At 34.1% G+C, this 21,438-nt stretch carries 23 protein-coding genes and 1 pseudogene; 17 read left to right on the forward strand and 7 right to left on the reverse strand.

Translation table 11 applies throughout. The features are described from left to right. From QZU81_RS06160 to QZU81_RS06170, 3 genes and pseudogenes are all read right to left on the reverse strand, one after another. Nucleotides 1-350 (reverse strand): annotated as a pseudogene (locus tag QZU81_RS06160) (hypothetical protein); the annotation flags it as partial. Between the two features lie 52 nt (nucleotides 351-402). Continuing rightward, the gene (locus tag QZU81_RS06165; RefSeq protein WP_295590385.1) at nucleotides 403-2,241 is read right to left on the reverse strand and encodes a YhgE/Pip domain-containing protein; all 1,839 of its coding nucleotides are present in this window, start codon (nucleotides 2,239-2,241) and stop codon (nucleotides 403-405) included. A 62-nt stretch (nucleotides 2,242-2,303) separates the two neighbouring features. Beyond that, complete coding sequence (locus QZU81_RS06170; protein ID WP_295590388.1) at nucleotides 2,304-2,429, reverse strand: hypothetical protein; 126 nt, start codon at nucleotides 2,427-2,429, stop codon at nucleotides 2,304-2,306. A 270-nt stretch (nucleotides 2,430-2,699) separates the two neighbouring features. Between QZU81_RS06170 and iorA the strand changes: the two genes are divergently transcribed. The 4 genes from iorA (at nucleotide 2,700) to QZU81_RS06190 (ending at nucleotide 6,567) form a co-directional block, all read left to right on the forward strand. Beyond that, the gene (gene iorA / locus QZU81_RS06175) at nucleotides 2,700-4,592 is read left to right on the forward strand and encodes an indolepyruvate ferredoxin oxidoreductase subunit alpha (RefSeq protein WP_295590391.1); all 1,893 of its coding nucleotides are present in this window, start codon (nucleotides 2,700-2,702) and stop codon (nucleotides 4,590-4,592) included. A gap of 4 nt (nucleotides 4,593-4,596) precedes the next feature. Then, nucleotides 4,597-5,181, forward strand: a complete 585-nt coding sequence (locus QZU81_RS06180) for an indolepyruvate oxidoreductase subunit beta (RefSeq protein WP_292850168.1) — start codon at nucleotides 4,597-4,599, stop codon at nucleotides 5,179-5,181. Nucleotides 5,182-5,236: 55 nt separating this feature from the next. Beyond that, entirely contained in the window at nucleotides 5,237-5,515 is a 279-nt protein-coding gene (locus QZU81_RS06185; RefSeq protein ID WP_292850165.1) for a hypothetical protein, read from the forward strand. A gap of 185 nt (nucleotides 5,516-5,700) precedes the next feature. Beyond that, on the forward strand, nucleotides 5,701-6,567 hold the full coding sequence (locus QZU81_RS06190; RefSeq protein ID WP_295590395.1) for a hypothetical protein: 867 nt from the start codon (nucleotides 5,701-5,703) through the stop codon (nucleotides 6,565-6,567). Nucleotides 6,568-6,691: 124 nt separating this feature from the next. Here the strand turns inward: QZU81_RS06190 and QZU81_RS06195 are convergent, their stop codons facing one another. Further along, complete coding sequence (locus QZU81_RS06195; RefSeq protein WP_295590397.1) at nucleotides 6,692-7,123, reverse strand: amino acid-binding protein; 432 nt, start codon at nucleotides 7,121-7,123, stop codon at nucleotides 6,692-6,694. 4 nt (nucleotides 7,124-7,127) lie between these two features. Next, nucleotides 7,128-8,432 (reverse strand): phenylacetate--CoA ligase family protein, encoded by a 1,305-nt coding sequence (locus tag QZU81_RS06200; RefSeq protein WP_295590400.1) that lies wholly within the window; start codon nucleotides 8,430-8,432, stop codon nucleotides 7,128-7,130. Nucleotides 8,433-8,668: 236 nt separating this feature from the next. On the opposite strand from QZU81_RS06200, the gene QZU81_RS06205 reads away from it, so the two are divergent. The 3 genes from QZU81_RS06205 to QZU81_RS06210 all read left to right on the forward strand — a co-directional run bounded on the left by QZU81_RS06205 (nucleotide 8,669) and on the right by QZU81_RS06210 (nucleotide 11,217). After that, on the forward strand, nucleotides 8,669-10,279 hold the full coding sequence (locus QZU81_RS06205; protein WP_295590402.1) for a sodium:solute symporter: 1,611 nt from the start codon (nucleotides 8,669-8,671) through the stop codon (nucleotides 10,277-10,279). Further along, nucleotides 10,279-10,392: a symporter small accessory protein gene (locus tag QZU81_RS10900; RefSeq protein ID WP_342764265.1), complete on the forward strand. Its 114-nt coding sequence runs from the start codon at nucleotides 10,279-10,281 to the stop codon at nucleotides 10,390-10,392. Before QZU81_RS06205 ends, QZU81_RS10900 begins: the two co-directional genes overlap by 1 nt. Before the next feature lie 105 nt (nucleotides 10,393-10,497). Then, complete coding sequence (locus QZU81_RS06210) at nucleotides 10,498-11,217, forward strand: carboxymuconolactone decarboxylase family protein (protein WP_295590406.1); 720 nt, start codon at nucleotides 10,498-10,500, stop codon at nucleotides 11,215-11,217. 25 nt (nucleotides 11,218-11,242) lie between these two features. Here the strand turns inward: QZU81_RS06210 and QZU81_RS06215 are convergent, their stop codons facing one another. After that, nucleotides 11,243-11,650: a pyridoxamine 5'-phosphate oxidase family protein gene (locus QZU81_RS06215; protein WP_292826550.1), complete on the reverse strand. Its 408-nt coding sequence runs from the start codon at nucleotides 11,648-11,650 to the stop codon at nucleotides 11,243-11,245. Nucleotides 11,651-11,927: 277 nt separating this feature from the next. Here QZU81_RS06215 and QZU81_RS06220 point away from each other — a divergent pair, with 277 nt between their 5' ends. The 10 genes from QZU81_RS06220 to QZU81_RS06265 all read left to right on the forward strand — a co-directional run bounded on the left by QZU81_RS06220 (nucleotide 11,928) and on the right by QZU81_RS06265 (nucleotide 20,660). After that, nucleotides 11,928-13,034 (forward strand): ABC transporter substrate-binding protein, encoded by a 1,107-nt coding sequence (locus tag QZU81_RS06220; protein WP_295590409.1) that lies wholly within the window; start codon nucleotides 11,928-11,930, stop codon nucleotides 13,032-13,034. A 9-nt stretch (nucleotides 13,035-13,043) separates the two neighbouring features. Continuing rightward, nucleotides 13,044-14,057 (forward strand): iron ABC transporter permease, encoded by a 1,014-nt coding sequence (locus QZU81_RS06225; protein WP_295590412.1) that lies wholly within the window; start codon nucleotides 13,044-13,046, stop codon nucleotides 14,055-14,057. Next, nucleotides 14,048-14,851, forward strand: a complete 804-nt coding sequence (locus tag QZU81_RS06230) for an ABC transporter ATP-binding protein (RefSeq protein WP_295590417.1) — start codon at nucleotides 14,048-14,050, stop codon at nucleotides 14,849-14,851. Before QZU81_RS06225 ends, QZU81_RS06230 begins: the two co-directional genes overlap by 10 nt. Nucleotides 14,852-14,859: 8 nt before the next feature. Beyond that, nucleotides 14,860-15,429 carry an FmdE family protein gene (locus QZU81_RS06235; protein ID WP_295590420.1) on the forward strand — a complete coding sequence of 190 codons (570 nt, stop codon included), beginning with the start codon at nucleotides 14,860-14,862 and terminating at the stop codon, nucleotides 15,427-15,429. Between the two features lie 216 nt (nucleotides 15,430-15,645). Then, the gene (locus tag QZU81_RS06240) at nucleotides 15,646-16,287 is read left to right on the forward strand and encodes a hypothetical protein (protein WP_295590423.1); all 642 of its coding nucleotides are present in this window, start codon (nucleotides 15,646-15,648) and stop codon (nucleotides 16,285-16,287) included. Continuing rightward, on the forward strand, nucleotides 16,284-16,925 hold the full coding sequence (locus QZU81_RS06245; protein WP_295590426.1) for a MotA/TolQ/ExbB proton channel family protein: 642 nt from the start codon (nucleotides 16,284-16,286) through the stop codon (nucleotides 16,923-16,925). Before QZU81_RS06240 ends, QZU81_RS06245 begins: the two co-directional genes overlap by 4 nt. A 4-nt stretch (nucleotides 16,926-16,929) precedes the next feature. Beyond that, a complete protein-coding gene (locus tag QZU81_RS06250) occupies nucleotides 16,930-17,232 on the forward strand; it encodes a DUF2149 domain-containing protein (RefSeq protein ID WP_295590429.1) in 303 nt (100 codons plus the stop codon). A gap of 755 nt (nucleotides 17,233-17,987) precedes the next feature. After that, entirely contained in the window at nucleotides 17,988-18,809 is an 822-nt protein-coding gene (gene modA / locus QZU81_RS06255) for a molybdate ABC transporter substrate-binding protein (RefSeq protein WP_295590431.1), read from the forward strand. A gap of 111 nt (nucleotides 18,810-18,920) precedes the next feature. After that, nucleotides 18,921-19,595 (forward strand): molybdate ABC transporter permease subunit, encoded by a 675-nt coding sequence (gene modB / locus QZU81_RS06260; RefSeq protein ID WP_295590434.1) that lies wholly within the window; start codon nucleotides 18,921-18,923, stop codon nucleotides 19,593-19,595. A gap of 27 nt (nucleotides 19,596-19,622) precedes the next feature. Next, a complete protein-coding gene (locus tag QZU81_RS06265; RefSeq protein WP_295590436.1) occupies nucleotides 19,623-20,660 on the forward strand; it encodes a sulfate/molybdate ABC transporter ATP-binding protein in 1,038 nt (345 codons plus the stop codon). Between the two features lie 189 nt (nucleotides 20,661-20,849). Here the strand turns inward: QZU81_RS06265 and QZU81_RS06270 are convergent, their stop codons facing one another. Then, the gene (locus QZU81_RS06270) at nucleotides 20,850-21,386 is read right to left on the reverse strand and encodes a DNA-3-methyladenine glycosylase I (protein WP_295590438.1); all 537 of its coding nucleotides are present in this window, start codon (nucleotides 21,384-21,386) and stop codon (nucleotides 20,850-20,852) included. Nucleotides 21,387-21,438: the final 52 nt, after the last annotated feature.

Genomic DNA, 21,438 nt, shown 5'->3' on the forward strand with positions numbered 1-21,438 from the left:
ATTCCATCAATAGTATGGCCGTTACCGTTAATGGTTATGTCTTTATTAATGAAAACGCCTGTAGTGAGTTTGAAATCATCATTATACTGATAGTCTCTTGTCAGATTAATAGTGCTTCCGTCACCGGCAAGAGTTATCTTTTTTTGCAAGGCAGTATAAGTTCCATCATCACTTGAATCTTGGGTTTCTTCTGTTAATACTGGATTTTCGTCGTTACTAATTACTTCTAAAGTGTCAATATCACTTTCATCACTGGCTATTGCTGTATCATTAACGTCACTGGCAAAAGCGCTTGAAACACTAAATAATATGCAAGTAATTAATAAGATTAACAATAACTTTTTTTTCATATTTATCCCCATTTTTTATTTAAATAAAAAATTAGAAGTTAATTAATAACTTCTAAAATAATCCGCTTTCCTCCAATTTTTCTTCAAAGTATTTAGCAGGTCTGTCTGCTTTTTCTTTAATAGCAATTCCCACAATAACTGTTATAAGTCCGATTGCTAGTAAAATTGCCAATGAAGGCCAATAATTTGACCAGACAACGCCCAGTTGCGCTTCCCGAATCAATTTAATTGCATAGGTCATTGGCATGTATGGATATAATGTTTGGAAAAATTGATGCATAATCTGAATTGGATAGATTCCTCCTGTCGCTGATATTTGAAGAACTAAAAGAATTACTGCAATTCCTTTTCCAACTGTTCCTATTGCCGAAATTAGTGAATATATTAAAATCATGAACACTACCGATACCAGTATCGCCGAAAATATAAACAATGGATAATTTTCGATATGGACTCCTAAAAGATGAGCTCCGGTTATTGTTACGCAGGCTTGCAGTATGCTCATTATTATGTAGATTAATAATTTACCGAAATACATCTCAAACGGAGAGTATTTGGTTCCGACACTTGACTTAGGTTCCATCATAACACAGGTAATCAATGCACCAACCCACATGGACAATACCAGATAGAATGGAGCTACGTTAGATCCATAGTCAGGAACTGAAAATACTTCTTGCCTGTCTAATTTAACTGGTGAGAAGAAATAATCACCAAGCAGTGTTTCATTAATGCCAGTAATGGCTGCAAGTTGATCTGCTGATGCTCCAAGTGATCCTGCAGCAGTGAATAATGCCTGTGCAGCTGCATTTCCAAGTAACTCTGCACCGGCTGCAAGACTTAATGAACCTTCGGCCAATTGTACTGAACCGTCTGCTAGGGCACCTGCTCCTCCAGCGACTTGACTTGACCCTTCGGCCAATTGTACTGAACCGTCTGCTAGGTCACTAGCTCCTTGAGCGACTTGACTTGATCCTTCAGCTACCTTTCCGCTGCCTTTTGCAAGCTGAGAGCTACTGTTCACATACTCTTTAACAGGTCCTTCAGGAATTAAGGATGGGTCTACTGCGGAGTCCAATTCTTCAGAACCTTGTTGTACTTGGCTAGCTCCTTGCTGAACCGCTTCTGAACCTTGTTTGACCTGGGTAGAACCTTGTTTAACATCATCGGCACCCTGCTGGACCTGGCTTGCACCGTCTTTTACCTGGCTTGCACCATCTTCAACCTGGCCGACGCCTGACGCTACTTGACCAGCACCTGAGGAAACCTGTGCAGCACCGGATTGAAGTTGCACTCCCCCACCGGCTAATTGGCTTGCACCTGCGGCAAGGCCTTCCTGCAATTCCCCAAGTTTTCCATATGCAGCAAGGTTAATGATTTGAATAATCTTTGCATTAAGTGTTGTATAAACAGTATTTGCACCGGTATCAGTCAATTTAGTAGCTACCGGATTGGATTTTACGTTAACCACATATTCCAGCTCTGCCTGCTTTGGATCATCTGATGCAATCGAAACGATATTCTTACTCAGATTTTTGGGTATTACGATACCGGCATAATAATCTCCATTATAAACTCCGTCCCGAAGTTCTTTTTCAGTGACGAATTTCCAATCAAATTTATCATTCTTCTTTAAATCTTTAACAAGCTCATTTCCAACATTTATCTTTTGATCTTCAAAAGTTGCACCCTTATCAAGGTTGGCAATTGCAAATTCAACGTTTCCTGTGTTTCCATAAGGGTCCCAACATGCCTGTATATTTAAAAGAGCATAAAGGGAAGGAAGGATAATTATTGCAATCAGCACAATAGTTACGATAGGGTTTGAAAATGCTGCTTTAAAATCATTTTTCATTATCTCAGCAATATTTCCCAGTTTTTTGCTGCCCACTTTATCACTCCATGGTTAAATTTATAATAACAGTAACACAAAGTCTTTAAAGCCATATTGCCTTAAGCATGATTTCTTACATGAAATATTGGAATAAACATAACTGGCAATCCCTTGAATGTTAAAAAAGATGTATCTAGGTTGGTCCAATCGTTTAATCCGACGAGAGGCAAAAACTCTTCCAACATTAAATCACTATAATATAAGTATTTATATTAAAAAGTTTATAAAAAACTTTCTATAATATTTTAAAATCGTTCAGAGGAAATTAAATAAATGTATAAATAATATTTCAATTTTAATGAAGTTGTATAATTGCTGCCTGTTATTTTATATATTTGTGTGGTGATTTTAACAAAATGATTAATATTTTTTACATTTCATATTCTTGCGATAATATTTTAATATCTTGAACTACCATATATAATATTGTATTAATGATATTTTGAGGAAAAATAATGAATTTAAAAGAATTAGTCACAGGAGTATCTGGTGAAAAACAATTTTTGCTAGGTAATGAAGCTGCCGTTAGGGGAGTTATAGAAGCAGGCGTTTCTATTGCAGCTACATATCCCGGAACTCCTTCATCAGAAATTGGAAATGTGTTATCAGTGTTGGCCAAGGATGCCAATATCTATTTTGAATTTTCCACTAATGAAAAAGTCGCAATGGAGGTTGCAGCCACTGCAGCCGCATCAGGCCTTAGGTCATTTACATTCATGAAGCATGTGGGTATGAACGTTGCAGCTGATTCATTCATGACCACTGCATATTCAGGGGTCAATGGAGGAATGGTTATTTTATCAGCTGATGATCCATCACTTTTTTCATCTCAAAATGAGCAAGATACCCGTAATTATGCAAGATTGTCAAATGTACCTATTCTAGAGCCATCAAATTGTCAAGAAGTAAAGGACATGGTCAAATATGCATTTGATTTATCCGAACAATTCAATATACCTGTAATTGTTAGAACAACCACTCGCGTATCCCATATGAGGGGTGTTGTCGAATTCGGCGATATCAAAGACAATTCATCCAATAATGATAACCACTGGAAGAGAGGTCACTTCAACAAGGACCCGTCAAAATATGTTCCTGTTCCGGCATTTGCGGGAGATATGCACATCAGGCTTTGGGATAAAGTTCATAAGATTGAAGAAGTATCCAACAAAAGCGATTTTAATGCAGAAGTGAACTTTACAGAAGATAAAAAATATGGTTTGATTGCTTCAAGCAGCGCTTATAATTATGCTCATGACATTGTCAAATTCAATAATCTGAATGTCAATATTTTAAAATTAGGTTTTTCATATCCTTTCCCACAGGAAAAGGTTGTTGAATTCCTAAATGATTTGGATGAAGTATTCATTGTAGAGGAAGTTGATCCGATTATTGAAAGAGATACCTTAGCTTGCATCGGCGCTAACAGTCTCAATGTTCAAGTTCACGGTAAATTAGATGGAACTTTCCCTCTCTATCATGAATTCAATTCAGATATTGTTGCCGACGGATTAAATAAAGTCTTTAACTTTAAAGATACTGAATCAGTTGAATTTTCACAAAGTTTGGAAAAATTAAGCGAAGATATTCCATCCCGTGCTCCTGTTTTGTGTGCAGGATGTCCTCATAGGGCAATGTATTACGGAATTAATATTGCAATAGATGAGTTGGGCATGAAGCCGGAAGACGTAATATTCGCTTCAGATATTGGATGTTACACTTTAGGTATCAATCCGCCTTACAATGCAGCTGATTACTTGTTGTCCATGGGTTCCAGTGTAGGGGACGGTTGCGGATTTTCAGTTTCAACAGACCAAAAGGTAGCAAGCTTCATTGGTGATTCTACATTTTTCCATAGTGGTGTTTCCCCATTAATCAATGCCGTTCACAACAAGCATAACTTTGTTTTGACTGTTTTGGACAATAGGATTACAGCAATGACCGGAGGCCAGCCAAACCCAGGAATTCCTGTTGACGGAATGGGGGATGAAGCTCCTGAAGTATCCATCCGTAAATTGGCTTTGGCATGTGGTTGTGATTATGTACGTGTAATCAATCCATTCAACTTGGATCAGGTTGTCAAGACTTATAAAGAGGCATTTGAAAGAAATGATACTGCAGTAATTATATCAAAAGCTCCTTGTACATTAATCAAAGGTTTAACTAAAAAACCTCCTGTTGAATTCATTGAAGGTAATTGTAATAATTGTGATAAATGTGTAAGCGCCCTTGCTTGTCCGGCCATTTCAAAAGTCAATGGAAAAATCACAATTGACAAATCCCAATGTGACGGATGCAATGTCTGTATTCAAGTTTGTAAATATGGTGCTTTAGAGGCAGGTAGGTGAGAAAATGGATAATCAGTATAGTATTTATATTTGTGGTGTTGGAGGTCAAGGAATTATCAAAACCTCAACAATAATCGGCGAAGCCGCAATGAACCAGGGTTTGGATGTAGTGATGAGTGAAATTCACGGCATGTCTCAAAGGGGAGGATCCGTTTCAACCGAATTAAAGATTGGAGGGTTCAATTCATCAATCATTCCTAAACAAGGTGCGGACATGCTGCTTTCATTTGAACCTATTGAAACCGTTAGAGGATTGGATAAAGTAAACAGCGAAACAAAAATTGTTTATAATACTCAGCCTATTATTCCATCTTCAACCAATAAGCCGTATCCTAGTGTTGACAGTATCACTAAGACACTAAAAGAGAATTTTAAGCATGTGCTTCCTGTCGATGGAACTCAATTGGCTATTGAAGCTGGAAGCGTTTTATCATTAAACATGGTTCTTTTAGGTGCTGTTACAGCAGATGATAAATTCCCTCTTACTAAAGAATCTGTCATTGAGGCTATGAAAAATAATTTAAAACCTAAATTCCATGAAATGAATATAAAAGCTATTGAAAGTGGATATAAATCAATCAAAGGTTAATGTTAAATACTATTTAAAATATACATTTAAAACAGATATTGGAAGTTGTGGTATTATGGCTTATAAAATTGACAATGCTATTATAAAAAAAGATAGGGATGGAAAAATAACATTAATTGATCCAGAAAATGTTTTTGGTGATGAGGATGCATTCATTGCAGTAAAAAGCGATGATTTAATAACTATTCAGCTTTTAATCAATGCTATATTAAAAAATGATTTTAAGAGCTGGAGAGAATTAGGTGCCATTCCTGAAAATGAACCAATTAAAAGCCTATTTGTCCGCTTAGGTTATTCAAGAGAAGATATAGCTGAAATGTTAAAAGGATTCTAGCTATTTTTTCTTTACTTATTTTTTTTAATTTTTATCAAATTGCTTTTCATTTGCTTTATTGCTTTTATTTTGAAATATTTACTTGAAAAAACCAAATTATTTAAGTTTATATGCTTTGATTTGAATATAAAAGTTTGTATAGTCGTTTTTTAATATATTTATCTATAAACTTGGAGGTTCTTTTCATGGCTGAATTTCAAGAAGATATGTTATTTAAAAACGTTTCTGATGTAGATGCCAACATTCTTTTAGAGATTATGGGTAAAAAATCTAAAAGAACTAAGGTTTGGACTAAAGAATTAAGGCATATTGACCCCACTTTTTATAAACCGGATTTGATTTTAGATTTGGACAATGAAAATTTGATTATTGAATTTCAAAGTACTGAAGTGAATGATGAATTTTCAAGAAGAGCGCATTCTTATGTTGCTATTACCGATCAAAACAAGAAAAACGATAAAGAAGTAAATTTGTCTGTATTAAGTACTGCTGAAGATTCTAAGATAATTGAATATAAATACAATAGATTAAATGTATTTAAATATGAAGTAGAAGGGTTAAATAATCTTAATGGTGAAGAAATTATAAATAATGTTAAAAATAAACTAAAAAATAATGAAATTCCTAATGGCAAAGATATAATATTGTTGTCTTTAGTTCCATTAAGTAATAAAGGAAAAAACATAGTTGATTATATTTATAGGGTCATAAGGATTCTTTTCAAATTAAAAAATTTAACTATATCTCAAAAAGATTTAGCATTTGGTATAATGTGGTTAACAACGGATAAATTTGTTAATGATTCATTGGAAAGAAATATTATCTGTGATTTGTTGGGTGGTAGAATGAGTTTAATTCATGAATATGGTGAAAACAAATACAAAGAAGGTAAAGATGAAGGTATTGAACAAGGTATTGAGCAAGGTATTGAGCAAGGTACCGAACAAATTATTTTAGATTTGTTAAAATCTGGCGAAAAACCAGAAGAGATTGCTCAAAAAACTTCCATATCTTTAGAAAAAATCATTGAAATCAAGGAAAAGTACTTGTAAATCATATTTCATTATTTTCTATTTTTTTTTTATCTTGAAAAGTTTCTTGTAATCCAAAAAAATAGATGAGAAAAAATAGTTAAATTAAATTAAAAAAATAGAGTAGAAAAGAATATGATCTTTTCTATAATTCTTTAATGTCGTTTTCATCTAAAATTCTAACATTGCTTTCTTTAAGTGCTTCGATAGCTTTTTCCATGTTTTCCAATCTCATAACTACAATAGCTTCATCGGTTTTGCTGCTAACGAATGCATATAAGTATTCTAGGTTAATGCCTTTTTCATCGAATACTGATAATGTTGAATTCAATCCATTAGGTTCATCAGGAACAGCTAGAATAATCACTTCATTTTCCTTTACAATAAAACCGTCTTTTTCAAGAGCTTCTATTGCTTTTTCATTATCAGAAACGATTAATCTTAAAATTCCATATTTGCTGGTGTCAGCTATTGAAAGAGCACGGATATTGATGTTTGACCTGCCTAATGTATCAATAGCTTTTTTAATTCTTCCTTCCTTGTTTTCTACGAAAATTGAAATCTGTTTGACTGACATGTTATTACCTCTCAAAATCCCTTTCATCGATTACGCGAACAGCTTTACCTTCACTTCTTGGAAGTGTTTCCGGTTCACAAATAGTTACGTCTACCCTAATTCCTGTCTCAGATCTGATTGAAGCTTGGATTTGTTTTTCAACTTTTTCCATTTCCTTCATTTCATCGAAGAACAGTTCTTTTGAAGCTTCTACTTTAACTTCCACTTCATCTAAAATGTCAGGTCTGGTTACATGGATTAGGTAGTTAGGGCTTGCTCCACTAACTTTGAGCAATGCCTTTTCAATTTGTGATGGGAATACCATAACACCCTTGATTTTCAGCATGTCATCGCTTCTTCCTGTGATTCTGTTCATTCTGATGGTTGTTCTTCCACATTCACATTTTTCACTGATGAGTGAAGTCAGGTCTTTTGTTCTAAATCTTAAAATAGGCATTCCGGTTTTGGTCAATGAGGTCAGTACAAGTTCCCCTTTTTCGCCGTAGTCTAGGGTTTCACCTGTTTCAGGGTTGATGATTTCAGGGTAGAAGTGATCGTCCTGTATGTGCATTCCATTCTGTTCATCGCATTCCTGTGCAACACCCGGGCCCATGACTTCTGTTAAACCATAGATGTTGTGGGTTTTGATTCCAAGGGATGTTTCTATTCTTTTTCTCATTTCGCTGGTCCACATTTCCGCTCCGTGGATTCCTGCTTTTAGATTAATGTCTTCAAGTGGAATTCCTGCTTTTTCCCTGGATTCTCCAAGATACATCGCATAGGAAGGAGTACAGGTCAAGATATCGCTCTGGAAGTCTACCATTGTGTCAAGCTGTCTTTGGGTATTTCCTGCAGAAATCGGGATTGTGATTGCACCCATCTTGTTTCCTCCGTGGTGGATACCGAATCCTCCGGTAAAAAGACCGTATCCGTATGCATTTTGGATGATGTAGTCTTTTTCAGCACCGGCCATCTTAAGCCCACGTGCAATGCATTCTCCCCAAATTTCCAAGTCATTTTGGGTGTATGCAGTTACGGTTGGTTTTCCGGTGGTTCCTGAGGAAGCGTGGATTTCCACAATTTCATCACGAGGAACAGCGAGCAATCCTAATGGATATGCTTCTCTCAAGTCGCTTTTTGTTGTAAATGGTATCTTTTCAATGTCTTTCAATGTTTTAATGTCTTCAGGCTTTAATCCAATTTCATCAAAACGTTTTTTGTAAAACTCAATATTCTCATATGCTAGCTTTACGGTTTCCTGCAGCCTTTTGAGCTGCAGCTTTTCTTTCTCTTCTTTGCCCATACATTCGGCTTCTTCATTCCAAAACATTTTATCCCTATTCTAATTTTTATAGATATGTTTAATTATTAATTTTACTTAATATATAATTATGCAATTTTGTTTAGGTATTTTTGGTATACTGTACAAATTGTATTAAATCAATATATAAATGAGTATTAATGTACATAAATGTACATTAATGTATCTTTATGCTAATATTTATATATGTATTTATACTATATATATTGATTGTATAATTCTTTTATATTTAGAGGTAATTATTTATGAACGTAATGATTTTAGCAATTGTATTTATAATCTACATATTTGCGCTTGTTTTTGTAGGTTATTATGCATACAAAAAAACCAATTCCTCTGAAGACTTTATGATTGCTGGAAAAGACACACACCCTTTCATCATGGCAATGAGTTACGGTGCTACATTTATTTCGACAGCAGCTATTGTGGGTTTTGGAGGAGTTGCCAGTGAATATGGTATGAGTGTCTTATGGCTGGCATTCTTGAATATTATCATTGGTGTATTTATAGCATTTGTATTTTTAGGAAAAAGAACTCGTAGGATGGGTCACTCATTAGGCTCTTTAACATTTCCTGAGTTTTTAGGTAAACGTTTTGACAGTAAATTTATACATTATTTCTCAGGTTTAATCATTTTCTGCGCAATGCCGCTTTATGCAGCAGTAGTGTTGATTGGAGCTGCAAGATTCCTGGAATCCTCTTTATTGATTGATTTCAGTATTGCATTGCTTATTTTATCAATTATTATTACATTCTATGTATTGTTCGGAGGTATCCGTGGTGTAATGTATACAGATGCACTTCAAGGTACCATCATGGTTATTGCAATGGTATTCCTATTAGTATTTGTATACTGGTTGCTTGGAGGAGTGGATACCGCAAACACTGCTTTGACTAATATGGTTAATCTGTATCCTGCAGACGCTCTGGCAACGGGAGGAACCGGATGGACGGCCTTCCCAGAGTTTGGAACTCCATTCTGGTGGTCTTTAGTATCCTCAACCCTTATCGGTGTAGGTATTGGGGTGCTCGCACAGCCTTCATTGATTGTAAGATTCATGACAGTTAAATCAGACAAGGAATTGAACAGATCTGTTTTAATTGGTGGTATCTTCATTGCAATCATGCCGACTACTGCATATATCGTAGGATCACTTTCAAATGTATACTTCTATGACAAGTTAGGCAAGATTGCAGTTGATGTAGTTGGAGGAAACATCGACAAGGTTATTCCAACATTCATTACAATGGCACTGCCTGAATGGTTTGTTTACATCTTCCTGTTATCCTTGATTGCAGCTGCAATGTCTACAATATCTTCACAATTGCACACCCAGGGAACTGCATTCGGTGTAGATATTTACGGACAGATAAGGGAAAAGTCCAAACAGAAATTGGACCAAGTAAGCATTTCAAGAGTAGGTATTCTAATAGCTATTATTTTGGCGTTAATCATGGCTTATTCACTTCCTGGAAGTGTAGTTGCACTTGGAACCAGTCTGTTCTTTGAAATCTGTGCAGCAGCATTCTTGCCGGTGTTCTTGGGAGCACTTTACTGGAAAGGAATTACAAGACTCGGTGCTATTGCAGGAATCCTGTCCGGAACATTAGTAAGTTTATTCTGGATGATATTTGTATTCAAGAAAACTGCAGTAGGGCTTGGAATCTGCAAATTCATATGCGGTGTTGAAACATTAATCCCAACAGCCCCATGGCCTTTCATTGACGTAATGTTGATTGCAGTTCCTGTTTCTGCAATATTCACTATTGTTGTAAGTTTGCTTACCAAACCTCCTGCACAAGAGGTTATCGACAAATCATTTGAAAACATTGATACAAAAGGAAGTGATGCATAATGATGATTTTAGGAATTGAAGACCCTTGGATTTGGGGAGTATATCTTGGAATTATCTTATCCACACTTTTATGTGTTGTTTATGGTATTATGAACTGGAATAAGGGCGAATAGATAAGACAAGAACATTCTGTTCTTGTTTTTTATTTCTTTTTTTATGATATTTCGCATATTGTCCGTTCAATAACTTTTTATATTTTTTTTTAAAGACTATTTTTCATGAAAGATTTATTTTACTATTTTACAAAATTTGAGAAAAATGATCCGGAATTTTATGAGATTTTTAGAAATTTTGCATATGAGGAGGTCTTTGAATATTCCACATTAACAGAAAAAGAGTCCATTCTCGTTACTTTGGCATGTCTGATTGCATGCCAATCACCAAAGGCATTCAAAAAGATTTTAAGAGCCTCTTTAGATAAGGACATCACACCAATTGAGGTAAAGGAACTGTTATATCAGTCAGTGCCTTACGTCGGTTTTGGTCGTGCACACAACTTCTTTGGCGTTGTTACCAAAGTATTTGACAAGAAAGGAATAGAATATCCTTTGGAATCCCAGTCCAACACAAATCCTGAAAATAGGCATGAAAAAGGCCGTGAACTTCAGGACAAGTATTTTGGAGCTGACATGATTCAAATGATGAATGACAACACTCCTGATGGCCAAAAGCATTTCAATACCTTCCTTGAAGGCTTCTGTTTTGGTGACTTCTACACCCGTGACGGATTGGATGACCATCAAAGGGAGCTGATAACATTTGTATTCCTTGCTTCTTTAGGAGGCTGTGAAAATCAGCTGAGGGGCCACACCCAAGGAAATCTGTCAGTTGGAAACGATAAGGAAAAATTAGTATCAGCAATTACTGTAATAATGCCTTATATTGGTTTTCCAAGGACTTTGAATGCATTGGCGATAGTTAATGAAATTTGCAAATAAAAAAAGAATATTAATGTTTAAAACATTAATATTTAAATTCGTAGGATTCTTCAATAGCAAACATGTTTCTGAATTCTGCTGTAGCATCATTAAGGAAAAATACTCCCATTTCCCAGTTGTTGGCTTTGTATGCTTCAGCGATTTCAGGCATTAATTCAAATGCCTTTTCAACAACGGCATCATTTCCGGATAGGTCTGCAACACCATAATATCTTAAGAAGTGTTCTCCGTCCCATGCTGCTATTTCAACATTTTGGTTAGCTTCCAATTGTTTGTAGACATCCTTATGATTTCCGACTCCGAAGTAAATTTTGTCTTCGTATAATAGGTGGAAACCTAATGGTCTGACTTTTGGTTTGTCTCCGTCTACTGTTGCAAGGTAAAATACTTGTGCTTTTGTTAAAAGTTCATCTACTTTTTGAATATCTGACATTTGTACACCTCTATATTTTATATTGGTGTCATCGTTATTAAAATATCACTTATTTTTATTTTTCCATATTAAATAAAATACTAACGAATAAAACTGTATTTAATTAAATATAACTAATTTATTTTCTTATTATTAATTTTAAACTATTCTAACATTGTTTTTAGATTTATTATAATTAATTCTTTTTGTATTTGATTTTTATATTTTTTAGAAAAGTTATTTAAATAACTTCATGAATATATATTCTTATCGATATCATTTTATTTCGGGGATTATAATGGAAAAAAAGTTAAAAATAATTATATTAATTTTAGTCATATTGGTGGCTTTAGGTTTGGCCACTCACTTATTCTTAACTCCGTCAAGCGTAAAAAGCGATAGTGTTGAAAATGTCACTGATATGATTAACAGAACTGTAGAGGTGCCTTCGGCGGTTGACAATATTGTCGCCACTTCTCCTCCGATGACTACTGTTTTATATATGATTGCTCCTGATAAATTGAAAGCCGTTAACTTCCAATGGACTGATGATGAGCTAAAATATGTTCCTGGCCAATATGCTAATTTGCCTGTTGTTGGCGGATGGTATGGAACACAAGATGGGAGTTATGAGGAGTTTATTGCTGCAGAACCGGATGTTGTAATAGAATCTATTGATGAGGGTGGTGACGGTGATTTATCCACTGTAGAGGAACGTCAAGAAAAATTCGGTACAATTCCAGTTATTGCAGTTCGAGATACAACTAATGTAGAGAAAGTTGGCGAATCAATATTGTTCATGGGTAAAGTTGTCGGAGCTGAGGATAAGGCTAATCAATTAAATGACTTTAACAATAAGTATTTGGATATTGTACATGACAGAGCATCCAAATTATCCGACAGCGATAGAAGAACAGTTTATTATGCCTATGGTGATGATGGTCTTCAAACAAGCCCTTCACATTCAACACACGGTCAATTGATTGATTTGGTTGGAGGTAAGAATGTTGCTGATGCCCTAAATCAAGGCAACACCACCAGCGGAGTTCAAGTATCAATTGAACAGGTGATTAAATGGAATCCTGATGTGATTATAACCAACGATCAAGAATTCTATAATGGCATTTACAATGATTCAAATTGGGCTCATATTAAGGCTGTTCAAAATAAAGAGGTCTATGTATCACCGCAATCACCATTCAAATGGTTTGATAGGCCTGTTGGTGCTAATATGATTATCGGTGTTCCATGGACTGCAAAAGCAATTTATCCTGATGATTATTCGGATATTAATATGGTTGACGCTACTAAAGAATTCTACAGCAATTTCTATCACTTTGATTTGAGTGATGATGATGCAAGGGAATTGCTGTTAAATTCCGGTCTAAAGGAGTCAAATTTATAGTTGATTAAAATGAATGATGAGAATAAGGAAATATTAAGTATTATACTTTTAATTTTCCTTCCAATTTTTTTGTTTTTCGCATCATTTTTGCTTGGAAGATATCCAATAAGTCCAATCGATGTGATAAATACGATATTATGCCCAATATTTCCGCAATTGGAGGTTTCTCCAACAATAACAACAATCGTTTTTGAAATAAGGCTTCCAAGAATTATAGCGGCATTGATTGTTGGTGCAGCTTTGGCAATGGCGGGAGCGGCATTTCAAAGTATCTTTAAAAACCCATTAGTGTCTTCAGATTTGCTGGGGGTATCAAATGGTGCAGGTTTTGGAGCTGCTTTAGCCATTATATTGAGTGGATCTAATGCAGTAGTTCAAATATTCGCCTTTATTTTTGGTTTGATTTCTGTTTCAGTAACCTATTTGATTTCAAGAGCATACAAAGCCGGTGGAATCTTGATTTTGGTATTGTCTGGAGTGGCTATTTCAGCATTTTTCAATTCATTAATCTCTGCCATTAAGTTTGTAGCAGACCCTGACGACAAGCTGCCGGAGATTGTTTATTGGCTTATGGGCAGTTTGGCTTCTGTAACGGCGGATAAATTAATAATGATTTCAATTCCAATCATTATTGGTTTTGCTATTTTAATTGCTCTTAGATGGCAAATGAATTTGCTTGCAATGGGTGATGAGGAAGCGCAATCCTTAGGTTTAAACCCTTCAAGAGTCAGGTTATTGGTTATTGCAGGATGTACCTTGCTAACTTCAGCAGCAGTTTCTGTAAGTGGAGTTATAGGTTGGATTGGTCTTGTCATACCTCATATGACTCGTATGGTTGTAGGTCCGGACAATAGGATTCTAATTCCGGCTTCTCTGAGTTTAGGCGCTAGCTTTTTATTGCTGATAGATAACATTTCCCGTGCATTCATATCCATTGAGATTCCAATTGGGATTTTAACAGCAATAATCGGTGTTCCGATATTTTTATACTTACTTAAGAAGGGGTATTCAGAATGGTCGTAGATACAAAATTGTTTGATGTAAGAAATATCTCTTTTTCTTATGAAAATGAAGAGATATTTTCAGATATCAGCTTTTCAATCGATAAAGGTGATGTATTGTGTATTTTAGGTCCAAATGGAACTGGGAAGACAACATTGATTAAATGTCTTAATGGATTGCATGACATTGACTCCGGTGAAATTTTGATTAAAGGCAAAAATATCAAGAAATTATCATTCAAAGAAATTTCAAAGCATATTGGTTATATTCCTCAATCTCATGTTCCTTCTTTTCCATTTAAAGTATTGGATGTTGTTGTAATGGGAAGAGCGCCTTACTTAAACTTAACTGATTCTCCTAAAAAAAAGGACATTGACATTGCAATAAATTCCCTTAAGACCTTGGGGATAGGCCATCTTAAAGATAAGGAATATACCAATCTGAGTGGTGGTGAAAGGCAATTGGTATTTTTAGCCAGGATTTTATGTCAACAGCCTGACATATTGATTTTGGACGAGCCAACTTCTCATTTGGACTTTGGAAATCAAATTAAACTTTTAGAAATTATAGATAATTTATCAAAAGCTGGCCTTTCTATCATAATGTCTTCACATTTTCCCGATCATGCTTTTTTAAGTTCAAATAAAGTTGCAATAATGAAAAATAAAATGTTCATTGACTTTGGAAGCCCGGATGATGTTGTAACTGAAGATAATTTAAGGGAAGCTTATTCAATTGATGTGAAATTAATAGAATTGGACAATAAAAGAAAGGTATGCGTACCTTTAAAAACAAATTTAGAATTAGACTTATAGGTGATAAAATGAATGAACAAGATTATGAAGAACAATTAGCTAAAGCAGCTGAGTTTCATGGACATATATGTGGTGGGATAGCTATTGGAACAAAATTGGCAATGTATGGTCTTGAATTATTGGGGATGGAACTGAATCAAAGGCACAAAAACTTAATTGTATTTTTAGAAATTGATAGGTGCATGTCTGATGCTGTTCAATCCGTAACTGGTTGTTCAATGGGTAAAAGGACATTAAAACAGATGTATTATGGAAAATTTGCGGCAACATTCTATAACCAGGACACAGGAGAAGCATTAAGGATAACTGATGCTGATGCTAATAAAAAATTCAAAGATGAGGAGACCAAGGAAGAAATGATTGCCCGTTTTAGACGCACTCCTCCGGAAGAATTATTCAAAGTGGATAAAGTAAAAATTGAATTATCTCCTGGGGACATGCCGGGCAAACCTTATACAACTGCATTCTGTTCCGTTTGCGGTGAAAAGGTATCTGATGGCCGTCATGTGCTTAGGGGTGGAAAGCCGATTTGCAGATCATGTGCTGAAGGATCTTATTATGAACTAATTGATGATTAATAACATGTTTTTATATTAATCTTTAAATTCATTTATTTTTAGTTTTTATTGATATTTTTCATTATTTTTAATTTTAATCTTATTTTTTTATTTATTATTTAATTTAAGCAATAATTCGATTATTAATTTATTTTTTAATTATTCATTACGATATGTTTATATATTCATGTTGTTTAATATAAAATTAGAATAAAGAATGATGATAGGTTGAATAAAATGGATTTGGTTGGAGGATATTTATTAATTATCTTGGTATTGTTTTCAGCTAATTTGGCACTTTTATATGGTAATCTAAAGTTAAACCATTCAAGAATTGCCATTTTATCTTTAGGTTACGCAGTCATTTCTTTTGTTTTGATAAATATTTCTCAATTTCTAAACTTCAATATATTGGAGTTTCTAGGTTATGTTTTCTTCATTTTGGCCCTGATTATCTTTTTATGTATGTTTTATTATGAAAAATTCAATAATCTTAAAACTGCAATATATTCACTTTCGGCAATATTTTTCATTTCAATGGTTTTGTTCTCATCTCAGACCAGTCTATTGCTATTTGACACGGTTGTTTATTCTTTGTTGGCATTTATAGTATTATTTTTTGTTTATCAACTTTCAAAATTATTGATTCATGCAAAAAGACAGTATCCTGTAATTATCGGTGAATTCATGTGTTTGTTTTCAATTTTAGTATTCATTTTTGCTTTGACATTTAACTCAACCATGAATTTGGATTACACTATGTTCAAGTCTTTTTTGATTTTAACTCCATTATATCAATTGATTTATGTTATAATTGGAATTGTAGTTGTTATGGTTATAGGTGTCTTTTTAAATGAGAGTAAAGGGGGAAATTCATGATAATTCAAGGAACTGAAACATTAACCTCATTGATTCATATTATTTCTGAAAGTTTATTGACTCCGGTTGTTGTGCTTTTGGTTATTTCCATAGTGATTGTTATTCTGTCATTAGGTGGTTTGATAAATGAGTATATTTCAAGAAAGCCAATTAACTCAGCTGAACTTGAAGAATTGGTTAGGAATGTTTCATTTTCAAAAAATGTTTCAGATATGAAAAATGTGATTGAAAAAAGCAATTTGTTTGATTATCAAAAGGAAATCCTTATTCGTATTGCCAATAATCATGACATTGGTCGTGATGCAAGAAAGGCGTTGGCTAGTGAATTGATTTCAGGTGAAGAAACAAGATTAATTAAGAAAACTAATAAAACGGATATTCTCGTTAAGGTTGGTCCTATTTTAGGTCTTTTGGGAACATTGATTCCATTGGGGCCTGGTTTAGCGGCATTGGGTAGTGGTGATATAATGACTCTCGCCCAATCATTAACTATAGCTTTTGATACAACAGTTACAGGCTTATCCATTGGTGCATTATCTTTTTTAATTTCAAGATTTAAAAAGCAATGGTATGAAACTGATTTGATTGATGTTGAAACAGTTGCCGAAGCGGAATTGGAAACAATTAACAATTGGTGATTTTATGCTTAGAAAAAAAAGAAGAATTTCAGAGTCTAGCGATGATGATCCAATGAGCGGATTGAATAATCTTTCAGATGCAATGCTTGTTTTGGCTTTGGGATTTTTAATTTTTGCCATTATGGCTTTATCAGTAAATCCTGATATGATCTCGGAGCAAACCAGCACGCAGGATGTTTCAACTGCAGATACTTTTACCCAAAACTACACTGATGCTGGAGGGCTTGAGGATAGTGGTTACAGTGAAGTCGGTAAAGTCTATGAGGATCCAAATACCGGCGAGCTAGTGATGGTATCGGGTGAATGATAATTTTTATAGGCGAGTTAATGCATTAATTTTTGCGATAATTCTCCCTTTCATTATTAATCTATTTTCTTTTCGATGTTTTATTAAATGATATGAAATAATATTAAATTCGACTTTTTGAATATTTTACCTTTATTTTAAAAAATACGAATTTTTAATGATTTTTTTTAAATCGACATGCATTTATTTTTAGCATTTCACAACATGTTTATTGGAAATTCCTAATATATTTTGGTTTTAATCTTTTTTGATTAAGTATATTTAAGTTTAATTAGATTCTATAATTAAAAAGTTATTAGGATTGAAATATGAAACATATGCAAATTTATTTTTTATTTGCAGTTCAATAAGAAGTTTTAATATACTCCTATTTCATAAATATTAAAACGCTATTTTATTCTTTAAATATTTAGTAATGATTTAAAAATATTCTAAAATACATTTTAATGAGTATAATTGTAGTATAATAAAAATTAGAATATTTGGGCATAAATGGAGTATGTGTAATTAAAATTATGATAAAAAGTCGAAATAAGATTTTTCTTCATGTTTTCCAATCCGATATGAAAATCTTTATATGTCAAGTGTTATATAAATAGTATTGCTATTAACGATAATTAAATGTTAATTTAAGATTGTGAGTGAATGATTGAATACAAAATTGTTCATCAGTGCATTTCTATTAATCTTTGATTATTCGTATTTGATATCGGATAGTGTATTTTGTTAAGTTATTTTAAAAAAGGAGGAAAAATATGGACTCTAAGAAAATATTATTAATTGCTATTATAGCTCTTGCAGCTATTGTCAGTATTGGTTCATGTTCCGCAGGTTGGTTTGACTTTATGGGAGGCAACGCTACTGATACTAGTTTAGATGGACAAGAAGTTCATTTAGCTGCTGCAGCAAGTTTAAAAAATGCTTTTGACAATGATTTAATTCCTATGTTTGAACAAAAATATCCTGGTGTAAAAGTTACTCCAACCTATGCTTCAAGTGGGGATTTACAAACTCAAATTGAAAACGGTTTAGAAACAGATGTATTCATGTCTGCTGCTAATAAACAAATGGACGCTTTAGTTGAAGAAGGAATTATTGATAATAAAACCAATCTTCAATTCTTAGAAAACAAAGTTGTTTTAATTGTACCTGCTGATTCCAATTCAACCATATCTTCATTCGAAGATTTAAAAGATGTTGAAGGCAACATTGCTATTGGTGACCCTGAATCCGTACCTGCTGGACAATACGCTCAACAAGTATTGAACAACACTGGTATTTGGGACGATGTTGAATCCAAATTATCTTTAGGTACTGATGTAACCGCAGTATTAAACCAAGTAGCTCAAGGATCTGCTGAATGTGGTATTGTATATGCTACCGATGCTAATTCCACTGATGACGTTAAAGTGATTTGCGAAGCTCCTGAAGATGCTTTAGATACTCCAGTTATCTATCCTATTGCTGCACTTAAAAACTCAACCGATTCAGACGCTACAAATGCTTTCATAGACTTCTTACAATCTCAAGAAGCTAAAGATGTATTTGTAGAATATGGTTTTACCCTACACGAATAGATTTTGATTTTGTGTTTGTTCATGTGAATAATTAAATATGTTAAAAAAAATAATATATTTAGCATTGATTATTCATGTGAATAATTTATTTTATTTTAAGGTGATACGGACATGACAGATTGGTCCCCTATTTTTATCTCAATGAAAACCGCAAGTTTATCAATTTTCATAACCTTTTTCATAGGTTTGATTGTTGCTTGGGGTATTGTTAAGACTAAAAATGATTCAGTGAAAATTGTACTTGACGGTATTTTTACATTGCCTCTTGTATTACCTCCTACTGTAGTGGGTTTCTTTTTATTGTATGTTTTTGGTGTTAGAGGACCTATAGGTAGTTTTTTTATAGATTTTTTTGCTATTAAAATTGCTTTTTCATGGCCAGCAACTGTCATTGCTGCAGTTGTCATGTCTTTTCCTTTGATGTATCGTTCCGCTCGCGGAGCATTTGAACAGGTTGATTCCAACCTATTAGATGCAGGCCGTACATTAGGAATGTCCGAGTGGAAAATTTTCTGGAAAGTTTTATTTGCAAATGCATTACCTGGAATTATCAGTGGCGGAATTCTTGCTTATGCAAGGGGTTTAGGTGAATTCGGTGCTACAGCAATGCTTGCAGGTAATATTGCAGGACAAACCAGAACACTCCCTATGGCAGTTTATTCTGAAGTGGCTGCAGGTAATATGGGAGAAGCTTTTAATTATGTTTTAGTCATTGTAGTCATTGCATTTTTTGTTATTTTCATCATGGATTATGTTACCATACGTAAGGAAAAGCAATGGAAATAATTTAATATATGTTTACGAGGAAGGAATATGAGTGATAAATTGTTAAAGGTAAATATCCAAAAGGAACTCAAGGAATTTGATTTGGATGTTAATTTTGAATTGAAAAAAAGACATTTGGGTATTCTTGGTCCTTCCGGTTGCGGTAAAAGTATGACACTGAAATCCATTGCAGGAATAGTTGATCCCGATAAGGGTGTTGTAAGTTTAACTACAGATGAAGAACATGTGTATTTTGATTCTAACAAAAAAATTAATTTAAAGCCTCAAAAAAGAAATGTCGGTTACTTATTTCAGAATTATGCTTTGTTTCCCAACATGACAGTTGAGGAAAACATTGCTGTTGGGTTATCTAAAGGACATGATGAAAAAACTGTATCTGAAATGATTAAGCGTTTTCATTTGGAAGGTTTGGAAAAAAGATATCCAAGGCAATTGTCCGGAGGCCAACAGCAAAGGGTAGCTTTAGCCCGTATTTTAGCTTATAATCCTGATGTCATACTGCTTGATGAACCATTCAGCGCTATGGATACCTTCCTAAAGGAACAATTGCGTATTGAACTTGTTAATTCGCTAAAAGATTTCGATGGATTTTCTATTTTAGTTACTCATAACAGGGATGAAGCATTTCAGTTTTGTGATGAACTTATAGTATTGGATGAAGGCAAGATTATAGCAAAAGGGGATACTCACGAAGTATTCGAGAACCCTAGAAAGGTCCAGGTTGCAAGGCTTACCGGTTGTAAAAATATTTCTAAAGTTGAAATAATTGATGATTATCATATCAAGTCTTTGGATTGGGGAGTTATATTTGAAGTATCTGAAAAGATTGCACCGAATATTACTCATATTGGAATAAGGGCGCATGATTTTTCTCCTGCTGAAAAAGATGATGTAAATGCCTTTGATACGGTCAATTCAACATTGTTGGAAATGCCTTTCGAATGGGAAATAACTTTGGCCAATGGTTTGTGGTGGAAGATGGATAAGCAGATTCATGACCATGAGTTTGTGATTCCGGATTATTTGAAAATTGACCCTAAAAACATTATACTGTTGGAAGAGTAGCTTGATTATTTCCTGCAAGATACTTTAATTTTCAATTAATATTTTTACTGTTTTTGTCTTTGACGTTTAGTTTTATTGAATGTATCTTACATTAACATCGATGTTTTTGATTTCTGATTTAGTTTTTAGCTAGGGATATATATCTCACAAGTAATTTAGGCTTCAAAAGTAGTTTTCACATTGTCAATGTTAAAATTTAAAGCAGTTTTCCTGATGGTTGTCAATAATTCCAATTGATTCAAGATAAGAATAGATTATTGTAGGCCCGACAAATTTCATTCCTCTCTTTTTCAGGTCTTTGGAAATGTTTTTGGACAGTTCTGATTCTGTTTTGAATTCGGCCTTTATGATTTCACCGTCAGTAAATCCCCAGATGTATTCATCAAAGCTTCCGAACTCCTTCTGTATCTCAATGAAGATTTGTGCATTGTTTATGGCTGATGAAATCTTTCCCCTGTGGCGGATAATTCCTTCATTCTGGCGCAGCTCTTCGACTTTATCTTCACTGTATCCGGCCACTTTTTCAACATCAAAGCCATCAAATGCTTTTCTGAAGTTTTCCCTTTTCTTAAGGATGGTGATCCAGGACAGTCCTGCCTGGAATGATTCCAAAACAAGCATTTCAAATAATTCCTTATCCTCATGGGTTGGAACTCCCCATTCCTCATCATGATATCTGATGTAGATTTCATCATCTCCAGCCCAACTGCATCGTTCAATAGTCATAGAAATAATTATTAAATGTTTAAGTTATATATATTTCTAAGGAAATTGAAAG

The organism is uncultured Methanobrevibacter sp. (assembly GCF_902770715.1).
Taxonomy (GTDB): domain Archaea; phylum Methanobacteriota; class Methanobacteria; order Methanobacteriales; family Methanobacteriaceae; genus Methanocatella.